The sequence below is a fragment of the Caballeronia sp. ATUFL_F1_KS4A genome (assembly GCF_023630905.1).
Lineage (GTDB): Bacteria > Pseudomonadota > Gammaproteobacteria > Burkholderiales > Burkholderiaceae > Caballeronia > Caballeronia zhejiangensis.
This window is the reverse complement of the sequence record NZ_JALQEB010000002.1, coordinates 433,312-445,329: the sequence shown is the minus strand read 5'-3', so window position 1 is coordinate 445,329 and position 12,018 is coordinate 433,312. Positions and strand designations below refer to the sequence as shown.

Here is a 12,018-nt window from a genome sequence, read left to right as displayed (position 1 = left end):
CCACGAAGTCTCGCACCATGCTCTTCATGAATGTCGCCGTCGCCCTTGTCGCAGGGTTGATGCTCTTCGAGCCGTTCACTCGCGCCCCTGTCTCCCGCTTCACCACTCCACGCATGCGTCGCAGTCTCGCTCACCGCGCTTTCTGTCAGGCGGGCGCTGCATTCTTCGCGGCTCTGCTCATCGCGACGAGCCCGCCCGCGCCCGAACGAATTTCGCCGCTCGTCGTGTACTCGGTCGCGCTATTGCTGGTGTGCGCAGCGGTCTACTGGATCGGGCGCGGCAAACGCTTGCTTCGGCAGCCACGCGTGTTTGCGAACATGTATTGATCTCCCAGCGCGGCGCACATTGCGCCGCGTTTTGCTTTCGGCAGCGAAGATGACTGCCGCTTCTCTCCCCATCATTTCCTTTCGACGTCCGAACGACGAGACCCGGCTCCCCCGCGCTTTCCGGTATATTCGCGCCAAGACTTTCGACGAACGCACGGACGAAAAAAAAGGCGCTACGTTTCCGTAGCGCCTTAAAAGTTCTAGCCATTCCGAGGGCCGTGCTAGAACCTGAGAGCCTGTCTCCGAAGCTCGGGCGGTAAGCGCTGAAGCGCACGTCACCCCGGGTTTCGAAATTCGGTTCCATTTTTTCCGGGATCGCTGCTCAAGTCAAGCAAAATCTCGCGGTCCGGGCAACTGCCCAAGTTTCGTTCAACATGCACCGAAACACATAAAAGTTTCATTGCGGGTACAGCTTATCCTGAAGGTTTGCATCGTTTGCAAGTTTCTCGTGCTGGCCTTGTAGAATTGCGCCAGGTCATCAAACAAAACGATGTTTCACTTAACGAATGCCTATGCAAAACGAACCGTCGGTGGGCCGCGAACGCGCCCGGGAGAAGGACGGCGAGGAAGTGACCGCGCTCGCCCGCGGGCTCGATGTGCTGCGCCGGATCGCCGCCGCGGACGCGCCGGTGAGCAATCGCGAACTGACCGACTGGACGGGAATTCCGAAGCCCACGATATCCCGGATCACCGCGACGCTCGTCGGCGCCGGATTGCTGCACCGCTTGCCCGACAGCGAGCGCTTCGTGCTGACGGCGTCCGTTCTCGAACTGAGCAACGGATTCTTACGTAATTTCGATATTCGCGCTCGAGCGCGCCCGTTTCTTATCCGTCTCGCCGAGCGCACTGGTCTCTCGGTGCACCTCGCCGTGCGCGATCGTTTGGAGATGGTTGTAATCGATGCCATTCGGCCGCGGTCCGCCGTTCTGGTGTCGCGGCTGGAAGTCGGCGGCAGGATGGACCTGAGCCGCACCGCTGTCGGACGCGCGTATCTCGCGGTGTTGTCCGACGCGGATCGGCGTGCGCTGATCGGCAGCTTGCAGATCGCATCCGGCGACGACTGGCCGGCCATCGCGGGCGGCTTGCAACGCGGCCTCGACGATGCGTTGCGCCTCGGCTTCGCGATCTCCATCGGCGAATGGCATCACGGATTGAATGCGGTCGCGGCGGGCTTCGTCGGGCCGTCCGAAGAACGCTATTCGGTCAATTGCGGCGGCGCCGCGCATCAGTGTCCGCGCGACATATTGATCGACGAGGTCGCGCCCGCCCTGCTCGATTGCGTCGAGCAGATCACACGCGAGATCGGCGGAACGCACGCCCCGAACCTATTGCGCGCCGCCAGTTAGACTACGCGACGGCCGCTGCGCGGCCGAACGCCTTCGAAAGCGCGGCCGGTTGCGCGTGTAACACTCGTAATCAACAGAAAGAAAGGCCGGTGGACGCCCTCGGGTGCGGGACGTAGCATCATGCTTCGCGCGCACCGGGGTCGCGCCGGATCGCTCGCCTGGCTCGACAGGCAGCCTTTCCAGCCGCTTTCAACGGCCCCGCGTCATTCACGGCCTCCGCTTCGGTCTCGGTTCATGCGCGCGGCGCATCGTCTGGCGCTTGAACCGTGACCGCCGCCCGTCCGCGCTCCGAACAGATTTGAAAGACCAGCCTCCGAACCGATGGACGACCAAAAGAATCCCCCAGGGCACTCGCGCCCGACGCCTCCGACGCCTGCCGCCATCGAACCCGCGCCGCGGCGGCGCCGGGTCGTGCCGCTCATCGTCGCGATCCTGATCGTCGCCGGCGCAGTTGCGTGGTGGCATCCGTGGAATCGCGGCGAGAGCGGCGGCACGAGCGGCGCGCCGGAAGCCCGTCAAGGCGGAAGGCGCGGCATGCCGAATCCGATGAATCAGCCGCAGCCGGTGCATGTCGCGACCGTCACCCAAGGCGAAATGCCTGTGGTCATCAATTCGCTCGGCACCGTGACGCCGCTCGCGAACGTCACGGTCAAGACGCAGTTGAACGGCACGCTCGTCGATGTCGCGTTCAAGGAAGGCCAGATGGTCAAGAAGGGCGACGTGCTCGCGCAGATCGATCCGCGTCCGTATGAAATCTCGCTGCGCAACGCCGAGGGCACGCTCGCGAAAGACCAGGCGCTGCTGCAGACCGCGCGCCTCGACCTGCAGCGCTATCAGACGCTGCTCTCGCAGGATTCCATCGCGAAACAGCAGGTCGACACGCAGGCGTCGCTCGTCAAGCAGTACGAAGGCGCGGTGAAGTCGGATCAGGCCAACGTCGATACCTACAAGCTCGATCTGACCTACGCGCGCATCACGGCGCCGGTGTCGGGGCGCGTCGGCTTGCGTCAGGTCGATCCGGGCAACTACGTGACGACGGGCGACACGAACGGCGTCGTCGTCATCACGCAGTTGCAGCCGATCAGCGTGATCTTCACCACGTCCGAAGACAATCTCGCCGCGATTCTCAAGCCGCTGCACGCGGGCACGAAGATGTCGGTCACGGCGTATGACCGCGCCAATACCACGTCGCTCGAAGCGGGCTATCTCGAGACCGTCGACAACCAGATCGACACGACGACCGGCACCGTCAAGCTGCGCGCTACCTTCGACAACAAGGAAGGCATGCTTTTCCCGAATCAGTTCGTGAACACGAAGCTGCTCGTCGATGTCATCAAGAACGCGACCATCGTGCCGACGCCGGCGGTGCTCAACGGTTCGTCGGGCGCGTTCGTGTACGTCGTGAAGCCGGACAACACCGTCACCGTGCGCAACGTGAAAACCGGCCCGGTCGACGGCGAGCGCACCAGCATCAAATCCGGACTGCAAGTCGGCGAGCGCGTGGTCATCGACGGCTCGGACCGCCTGAAGGAAGGCGCGAAAATCACGATTCCGGCTGAAAAGGCGAAAGCGGCATCGGGCGCGTCGGGTGCATCGGGCGCGTCGGCTGCGGCGCCGGCTTCGGCGGCGTCGGGTGCGCGCCACGGCGGTCATCGGCGTCAGCAATCGCAGCAGTAAGCGCAATTCGAAAGCATGAATCCATCCCGCATTTTTATTCTGCGTCCGGTCGGCACGGCGCTCCTGATGGCGGCGATCATGCTGGTCGGCCTCGTCGCGTTGCGCTTTTTGCCGCTCTCGGCGCTGCCCGCCGTCGACTATCCGACGATCCAGGTCCAGACGTTCTATCCGGGCGCGTCGCCCGACGTGATGACGTCGAGCGTCACGGCGCCGCTCGAAAAGCAGTTCGGGCAGATGGCGAGCCTGAACCAGATGTCGTCGCAAAGTTCGGCGGGCGCATCGGTCATCACGCTGCAGTTCAGCCTTGATTTGCCGCTCGATATCGCCGAACAGGAAGTGCAGGCGGCGATCAACGCAGCGGGCAACCTGCTGCCGTCCGACCTGCCCGCGCCCCCGATCTACGCAAAGGTGAACCCCGCCGACGCGCCGATCATGACGCTCGCGGTCAGCTCCAAAACCTTGCCGCTGACACAAGTGCAAGACCTCGCCGACACGCGTCTCGCGCAGAAGATCTCGCAGGTCGCGGGCGTCGGCCTCGTATCGGTGAGCGGCGGCAATCGCCCTGCCGTGCGGATTCGCGCGAACACGCGCGCGCTGGCGTCGTATGGCCTGAACATCGACGATCTGCGCACGACGATCTCGAACCTCAACGTCAACACGCCGAAGGGCAACTTCGACGGCCCGACGCGCGCCTACACCATCAACGCGAACGACCAGCTCACCGACGCCAACGCGTACAAGAGCGCGGTCGTCGCGTATCGCAACGGCCGTCCGGTGATGCTGACGGACGTCGCGAGCATCGTCGAGGGGCCGGAGAACACGAAGCTCGGCGCATGGGTCGATTCGACGCCCGCGATCATCCTGAACGTGCAGCGTCAGCCGGGCGCGAACGTGATTGCGGTGGTCGACGGCATCAAGAAAATCCTGCCGCAATTGCAGCAATCGCTGCCGGCCGCGCTCGACGTGCGCGTCGTCACGGACCGCACGACGACCATCCGCGCTTCGGTGCGCGACGTGCAGTTCGAACTCGCGCTGTCCGTCGTGCTGGTCGTGCTCGTCATCTATCTGTTCCTCGCGAACGTCTACGCGACCATCATCCCGAGCTTGTCGGTGCCGCTGTCGCTCGTCGGCACACTCGCGATCATGTACCTGTGCGGCTTCTCGCTCGACAATCTCTCGCTGATGGCGCTGACCATCGCGACCGGCTTCGTGGTCGACGACGCCATCGTGATGATCGAGAACATCGCGCGTTACGTCGAGGAAGGCGATCCGCCGCTCGAAGCGGCGCTGAAGGGTTCGAAGCAGATCGGCTTCACCATCATCTCGCTGACGGTCTCGCTCATCGCCGTGCTGATTCCGCTGCTCTTCATGGGCGATGTCGTCGGCCGCCTCTTTCACGAGTTCGCGATCACGCTCGCGGTGACCATCGTCATTTCGGCAATCGTCTCGCTCACGCTCGTGCCGATGATGTGCGCAAAACTTCTGCGCCACACGCCGCCGAAGGAAAGCAAGCGCTTCGAGGCGCGCGCGCATCAGTTCATCGATTACGTGATCGGGCGTTACGCGGTCGCGCTGGAATGGGTGCTCGCGCGCCAACGCGCGACGCTGTTCGTCTTCGTGCTCACGCTCATTCTGACCGCCGTGCTGTACGTGTACATTCCGAAGGGCTTTTTTCCGACGCAGGACACCGGTGTGATCCAGGCGATTACGCAGGCGCCGCAGGCCGCGTCGTATCAGGCTGTCGCGGACCAGCAGCAGGCGCTCGCGAAGAAGATTCTGCAGAACCCGGACGTCGAAAGCCTCACCTCGTTCGTCGGCGTGGACGGCTCGAACATCACGCTGAACAGCGGGCGCATGCTCATCAACCTGAAGCCGCGCGACGACCGCAGCAATACGTCGAGCGATGTCATCCGCGAGATTCAGAGCGAAGTCGCCGATATTCCCGGCATCAAGCTGTACATGCAGCCGGTGCAGGATTTGACGATCGATTCGACCGTCAGCCCGACGCAGTATCAGTTCATGCTGACGGACCCGAACGCGTCGGAGTTCGCGGAATGGGTGCCAAAGCTCGTCGAGCGGCTGCAACACACGTCCGTGCTGACGGACGTCGCCACCGATCTGCAGCAGAACGGCCAGTCGGTTTATATCGAGATCGACCGCGAGACAGCCGCGCGCTTCGGCATCACGCCCGCGACCGTCGACAATGCGCTCTACGATGCATTCGGCCAGCGCATCATCTCGACGATTTTCACGCAATCGAACCAGTACCGAGTGATTCTCGAAGCCGAACCGTCCGACGCGCATTACAGCGAAACGCTGAACGGCATCTATCTGCCCTCTTCCACCGCGACCAACGGTCAGGTGCCGCTCTCGGCCATCGCGAAGTTCCACGAACGCGCGGCGCCCTTGCTCGTCACGCACCTCGGCCAGTTCCCGGCGACGACCGTTTCCTTCAATCTCGCGAAGGGCGCGTCGCTCGGCGAGGCCGTGAAAGCAATCGAGCAGGCCAAGGAGGAAATCGGCTTGCCCGCGTCGTTCCAGATCCGCTATCAGGGCGCCGCGCTCGCGTTCCAGGCGTCGCTGTCGAACGAGCTGTTCCTGATTCTCGCGGCCATCGTCACGATGTATATCGTGCTCGGCGTGCTGTACGAGAGCTTCATCCATCCGATCACGATTCTCTCGACGCTGCCGTCCGCAGGCGTCGGCGCCCTGCTCTCGCTGATGATCACCGGGCACGATCTGGACATCATCGGCATCATCGGCATCGTGCTTCTGATCGGCATCGTGAAGAAAAACGCGATCATGATGATCGACTTCGCGCTCGAAGCGGAGCGCGATCAGGGCAAGCCCCCGCGCGAAGCGATCTTCCAGGCGTGTCTGCTGCGCTTCCGCCCGATTCTGATGACCACGATGGCCGCGCTCCTCGGCGCACTGCCGCTGATGCTCGGCTGGGGCGCGGGCTCGGAGCTGCGGCGTCCGCTCGGCGTGGCGATCGTCGGCGGCCTGATCGTGTCGCAGTTGCTCACGCTGTTCACGACGCCCGTCATCTATCTCGGCTTCGATTCGCTCGCCCGCAAGCTGCGCGCGCGCTTTCATCGCGACGCGCCGCCGGCCCCGGCCAGCGAGGGCCGCTGAGTCATGAACCTGTCGCGCATCTTCATCGCCCGGCCCGTCGCCACGACGCTGCTCGCGGTCGGCATCGCGCTCGCGGGCATGTTCGCGTTCGTGCGCTTGCCGGTGGCGCCGTTGCCGCAAGTCGATTTTCCGACCATCTCCGTGCAGGCGTCCTTGCCCGGCGCGAGTCCGGAGACGGTGGCGACGAGCGTCGCGAGTCCGCTGGAGCGACATCTGGGCACCATCGCCGATGTCAGCGAAATGACCTCGATGAGCTCTGTCGGCACGACGCGCATCACGCTGCAATTCGGCCTGAATCGCGATATCGACGGCGCCGCGCGCGACGTGCAGGCCGCGATCAACGCCGCGCGCGCCGACCTGCCGACCGCGCTGCGCCAGAATCCGACGTACCACAAGGTCAACCCCGCCGACGCGCCGATTCTCGTGCTCGCGCTCTCCTCGCCCACGCGCACGGCGGGCTCGCTCTACGATTCCGCGGCGACCGTGCTGCAGCAGACGCTCTCGACCGTGCCGGGCGTCGGCGAAGTGGACGTGAGCGGCTCGGCGAATCCGGCCGTGCGCGTCGAGCTCGAGCCGGGTGCGCTCTTTCACTACGGCATCGGGCTGGAGGACGTGCGCGCCGCGCTGGCGTCGGCGAACGCGAACAGTCCGAAGGGCGCGATCGAGTTCAAGGGCACGCGCGTCCAGCTCTACACCAACGATCAGGCGAGCAAGGCCGCGCAGTACAAGGACCTCGTGGTCGCGTACCGCAACGGCGCGGCGGTGAAGCTTTCGGATGTCGGCGAAGTGGTCGATTCCGTCGAAGACTTGCGCAATCTCGGCCTCATCAACAACAAGCGCGCGGTGCTCGTGATCCTGTATCGCCAGCCGGGCGCGAACATCATCGAGACGATCGACCGCGTGAAGTCGATGCTGCCGCAGTTGCAGGCCGCGCTTCCCGCCGACGTGCAGATCACGCCGACCGCCGACCGCTCCACGACCATCCGCGCATCGCTGCACGATACCGAGCTCACGCTCGTGATCGCCGTGGCGCTCGTCGTGATGGTCGTGTTCCTGTTCCTGCGCAACTGGCGCGCGACGCTGATACCGAGCGTCGCCGTGCCGATCTCGATCATCGGCACGTTCGCGGCGATGTATCTGCTCGGCTTCTCGCTCGACAATCTCTCGCTGATGGCGCTGACCATCGCGACGGGCTTCGTCGTCGACGACGCGATCGTCGTGCTCGAGAACATCACTCGGCATGTGGAAAAAGGTGTGCCGCGGATGCAGGCCGCCATACTCGGCGCGCGCGAAGTCGGCTTTACGGTGCTGTCGATCAGCGTGTCGCTCGTCGCCGTGTTCCTGCCCATTTTGCTGATGGGCGGCATCGTCGGGCGGCTGTTCCGCGAATTCGCGCTCACGCTGTCGCTCGCGATCGCGGTGTCGCTCGTCGTCTCGCTGACCGTCACGCCGATGATGTGCTCGCGCCTGCTCGAAGAGCCGCACGAGCGCAAGCAGGAAGGCCGCGTCGCGCGCTGGCTGGAGCGCCAGTTCGATCGCATGCAGCGCGGCTATGCGCGCACGCTCGGCTGGGCGCTCACGCATCCGCGCACGATTCTCCTGATCCTGCTGGCGACCATCGGGCTGAACGTTTATCTGTACGTCATCGTGCCGAAGGGCTTTTTCCCGCAGCAGGACACGGGCCGCATCATCGGCGGCATTCAGGCGGACCAGAGCACGTCGTTCCAGGCGATGAAACTCAAGTTCGCCGAGATGATGAAGATCGTCGAAGCGGACCCGGCCGTCGACAGCGTCGCGGGCTTCACGGGCGGGCGCTCGACCAATTCGGGCTTCATGTTCATCTCGCTCAAACCGAAGAGCGTGCGCAAGGTGTCCGCCGATCAGGTCATCAACCGCCTGCGCAAGCCGCTCGCGGATGTCGCCGGCGCGCGCACCTTCCTTCAGGCGGTGCAGGACATTCGCGTGGGCGGGCGGCAATCGAACGCGCAATATCAGTTCACGCTGCTGTCCGACTCCACGGCGGACTTGTACAAGTGGGGGCCGCTTCTCACCGAGGCGCTGCAAAAGCGCCCCGAACTCGCCGATGTCAACTCCGACCAGCAGCAAGGCGGCCTCGAAGCGATGGTCACGTTCGACCGCGCGACGGCCGCGCGCCTCGGCATCAAGCCCGCGCAGATCGACAACACGCTCTACGACGCATTCGGCCAGCGGCAGGTATCGACCATCTACAACCCGCTGTCGCAGTATCACGTCGTGATGGAGCTCGCGCCGAAATACTGGCAGGACCCGGAGATGCTCAAGCAGATTTACATCAGCACGTCGGGCGGCACGGCGAGCGGTTCGGCATCGACGCAATCGACGACCACGTCCGGCACGACGACGACCGCGTCCACTTCGGCGACGGGATCGACGGGCGCGGGCGGTTCCTCGACGAGCACGTCCGACACAACCGCTGCCCTTGCGCTGGCCGCCGTGAAGAACTCGGCGACCAACGCGATCGCCGCGACGGGCAAGAACGGGTCGTCGTCGGGCGCGGCGGTGTCGACATCGAAGGAAACGATGGTGCCGCTTTCCGCGATTGCGAAGTTCGGGCCGGGCAACACGCCGCTTTCGGTGAATCACCAGAGCCAGTTCGTCGCATCGACGATCTCGTTCAATTTGCCGCCGGGCAAGTCGCTCTCCGACGCGACCGCGGCGATCTACGAGACCATGGCCACGATCGGCGTGCCGCAGACCATTCACGGCAGCTTCCAGGGCACGGCGCAGGCGTTCCAGCAATCGCTCAACGACCAGCCGCTCCTTATTCTGGCGGCGCTCGCAGCGGTTTACATCGTGCTCGGGATTCTGTACGAAAGCTACATCCATCCGATCACGATTCTTTCTACTTTGCCGTCGGCGGGCATCGGTGCGCTGCTCGCGTTGCTGTTGTTCAAGACGGAGTTCAGCATCATCGCGCTGATCGCGGTTATTTTGCTGATCGGCATCGTGAAGAAGAACGCGATCATGATGGTCGATTTCGCGATCGAGGCGACGCGCCACGGCGCGCAGACGCCGCAGGACGCGATTCGCGAGGCGTGTCTGTTGCGCTTTCGCCCGATCATGATGACGACCGCCGCCGCCCTGCTCGGTGCGCTGCCGCTGGCGTTCGGCAGCGGCGAAGGTTCGGAGATGCGTGCGCCGCTCGGGATCGCGATCGTTGGCGGGTTGATCGTGAGTCAAATGCTCACGCTCTATACGACGCCTGTGGTCTATCTTTATATGGATCGGTTTCGGATTCGCGCGGAAGAACGGCGCGCTCGGCGGCAGCGCGGGGCGGGGCCGGCTGGCGCGGCGGAGTGAGGTTTTGCTCTTTGTTTTCTCCGGATCGGGGAGTGGGCGTTTGTTGTTGGTCCTTCGCCGGATCCCGGAGTGGGCGTTTGTTCTTGGTCCGTCGCCGGATCCCGGAGTGGGCGTTTGTTCTTGGTCCTTCGCCGGATCCCGTTTTGCTCTCGGTCTATTAGCACTGCCCCTGTGCGGGGCGGCAGTCACTTTCTTTGCTGCTGCAAAGAAAGTGACCAAAGAAAGCAGCTCGACACGCCCGCGGTCACACGCAATTTGGGTAGTCCTCTCGTCCACGGCGGCACTCGCCTAAAGAGTGCCCTCAAAGGACTAACCGGGCTTGGATCGCGCACGGTCTGACGAGCTAGTTTTCCAAGGACACTGGTTCAGCACGAAAGAGCTTCGGCACAGCGCTACGCGCTGCCGCCGGCTATGCAAGGGAAACCAACGTGCGGCGATTGCAGTGAGATGGAGACGTTAGTAGAGAAGCACGCGCGGACCCGATTGACCCATCGGCCGCGAAGCGGGCCGGAGCTATTTGGTGCTGAACCAGTTTGGTGTGTGGCGAGTGAAGGCAGACCGTGCGCGAGCCAAGCCCGGTGATTGTGATGAGGGCACTCTTTAGGCGAGTGCCATCGAGAACGAGAGAACTACCCAAATTGCGTGTGACCGCGGGCCTGAAAAGCTGCTTTCTTTGCTTACTTTCTTTGCAGCAGCAAAGAAAGTGAGTGCCGCCCCGCACAGGGGCAACGTTAATAGACCGACACGAAAACGGGATCCGGCGAAAGCCGAAGCCACCGACCAAAAAAGGAACCGCAAGCAAAGGAGACTTCCGCACATGAACTCGCTGAAGGTTCTGCTGATCGGCGCCCACGGCCGCACGGGCCGCCTCATCGCCGAGCGATTGCATCGGCAAGCCATGCCATTCCGCGCAATGCTGCGCAAATCCGCGCACAAGAGCGAGTTCGCGGCGATGGGCGCCGAAATCCTGCTAGGCGATCTCACCAACGACTTTTCTCACGCCTTCGATGACATCACGCATGTGATCTACGCAGCCGGATCGGCGGACAACGAAGGCGTCAACGAAGAACGCGCGATCGATCGCGATGCCGTCATGCGCACCGCCGATTACGCCAGGCGCCGCCGCGTGCAGCAGCTCGTCGTCGTGAGCGCGCTATCCGCACTTCATCCGGCGCGAAGCAGTTTTGCATTGCGCCATTACTCGCGGATGAAGCGCGAAGCCGACGAATACGTCGCGCATCGCGGTGTGCCGTTCGCGGTTCTTCGGCCAGGGCCTTTATCGGACGCGCCGCCGCGCGGGACCATCGCGCTCGCCGACGAACTCACTGAACACACGCCCGAAGTCGCACGCGCCGACGTCGCGCGCATCGCCGTGCGATGTGTGACGCTCGGCATCCGCGACCGATTGATCGCGTTCGTCGGCGGGGACGTGCCGATCGATACCGCGCTCGCTTCGCTCAGCGCGGTCCGTCACGCCACGCCGACGAGCCTGTAACCCACGCCCGTCTCGGTCACGATATGTTCCGGCTGCGCGGGATCGCGCTCCAGCTTCTGCCGCAGATGCGCCATGTAAATGCGCAGATAATGCGGGCTTTCGACATGCGACGGCCCCCACACTTCCACCAGCAATTGCCGATGCGTCAGCACTCGCCCCGCGTGACGCACGAGCGTCGATAGCAGCCGGTATTCGATCGGCGTCAGATGCACGTTTTCGGCGTGCTTCGTGACGCGGCGCAGCGCGAGATCGACGGTCACATCGCCGAAAGTCACGACCGGCGTCTCGCTCGCGGACGCCTGATTGCGCCGCCGCAAATGCGCGCGAATCCGCGCCATCAGCTCGGAAACGCCGAAGGGCTTCGTGAGGTAATCGTCGGCGCCGGCATCGAGCGCGGCGACTTTCTCCTCCTCCTGCGTGCGCGCCGACAGCACGATGATCGGCAGCGCGGTCCAGCCGCGCAGTTCGCGGATCACGTCGATGCCGTCGGTGTCCGGCAGGCCGAGATCGACGATCACGAGATCGGGCTTGCGCGTCGCGGCTTCGACGAGACCTTTCTGACCGGTGTCCGCTTCGTGGACCGTCATGCCCTGCGCTTCGAGCGACACGCGCACGAAGCGCCGAATCTGCTTCTCATCCTCGATCAGGACGACGGTAAAGGACGGCTCGCTCATCGGATAGCCGTCCGCGCGGTTTCGCG

7 protein-coding genes are annotated in these 12,018 nt (G+C 64.0%); 6 read left to right on the top strand and 1 reads right to left on the bottom strand.

Annotation, left to right across the window (positions count from 1 at the left end; genetic code table 11):
* Window positions 1-17 precede the first annotated feature (17 nt).
* From NCS03_RS05200 to NCS03_RS05175, 6 genes are all read left to right on the top strand, one after another.
* On the top strand, window positions 18-326 hold the full coding sequence (locus NCS03_RS05200) for a hypothetical protein (RefSeq protein ID WP_144403775.1): 309 nt from the start codon (window positions 18-20) through the stop codon (window positions 324-326).
* Window positions 327-838: 512 nt separating this feature from the next.
* Entirely contained in the window at window positions 839-1,672 is an 834-nt protein-coding gene (locus NCS03_RS05195; RefSeq protein ID WP_008350606.1) for an IclR family transcriptional regulator, read from the top strand.
* Between the two features lie 321 nt (window positions 1,673-1,993).
* On the top strand, window positions 1,994-3,349 hold the full coding sequence (locus tag NCS03_RS05190) for an MdtA/MuxA family multidrug efflux RND transporter periplasmic adaptor subunit (protein ID WP_008350608.1): 1,356 nt from the start codon (window positions 1,994-1,996) through the stop codon (window positions 3,347-3,349).
* A 15-nt stretch (window positions 3,350-3,364) separates the two neighbouring features.
* Window positions 3,365-6,484 carry an MdtB/MuxB family multidrug efflux RND transporter permease subunit gene (locus NCS03_RS05185; RefSeq protein ID WP_008350610.1) on the top strand — a complete coding sequence of 1,040 codons (3,120 nt, stop codon included), beginning with the start codon at window positions 3,365-3,367 and terminating at the stop codon, window positions 6,482-6,484.
* A 3-nt stretch (window positions 6,485-6,487) separates the two neighbouring features.
* On the top strand, window positions 6,488-9,823 hold the full coding sequence (locus NCS03_RS05180; RefSeq protein WP_034471185.1) for an efflux RND transporter permease subunit: 3,336 nt from the start codon (window positions 6,488-6,490) through the stop codon (window positions 9,821-9,823).
* Between the two features lie 817 nt (window positions 9,824-10,640).
* Window positions 10,641-11,318, top strand: a complete 678-nt coding sequence (locus NCS03_RS05175; RefSeq protein WP_008350614.1) for an SDR family oxidoreductase — start codon at window positions 10,641-10,643, stop codon at window positions 11,316-11,318.
* On the opposite strand, the gene kdpE is transcribed toward NCS03_RS05175, so the two are convergent.
* Entirely contained in the window at window positions 11,294-11,992 is a 699-nt protein-coding gene (gene kdpE / locus NCS03_RS05170; RefSeq protein WP_250434315.1) for a two-component system response regulator KdpE, read from the bottom strand. The genes NCS03_RS05175 and kdpE overlap by 25 nt on opposite strands.
* Window positions 11,993-12,018 lie beyond the last annotated feature (26 nt).

What these genes read in the sequence shown, in the direction of transcription:
- NCS03_RS05200 (WP_144403775.1), top strand. Translation starts at nt 18, where the DNA reads ATGCTCTTCATGAATGTCGCCGTCGCCCTTGTCGCAGGGTTGATGCTC.
- NCS03_RS05195 (WP_008350606.1), top strand. Translation starts at nt 839, where the DNA reads ATGCAAAACGAACCGTCGGTGGGCCGCGAACGCGCCCGGGAGAAGGAC.
- NCS03_RS05190 (WP_008350608.1), top strand. Translation starts at nt 1,994, where the DNA reads ATGGACGACCAAAAGAATCCCCCAGGGCACTCGCGCCCGACGCCTCCG.
- NCS03_RS05185 (WP_008350610.1), top strand. Translation starts at nt 3,365, where the DNA reads ATGAATCCATCCCGCATTTTTATTCTGCGTCCGGTCGGCACGGCGCTC.
- NCS03_RS05180 (WP_034471185.1), top strand. Translation starts at nt 6,488, where the DNA reads ATGAACCTGTCGCGCATCTTCATCGCCCGGCCCGTCGCCACGACGCTG.
- NCS03_RS05175 (WP_008350614.1), top strand. Translation starts at nt 10,641, where the DNA reads ATGAACTCGCTGAAGGTTCTGCTGATCGGCGCCCACGGCCGCACGGGC.
- kdpE (WP_250434315.1), bottom strand. Translation starts at nt 11,992, where the DNA reads ATGAGCGAGCCGTCCTTTACCGTCGTCCTGATCGAGGATGAGAAGCAG.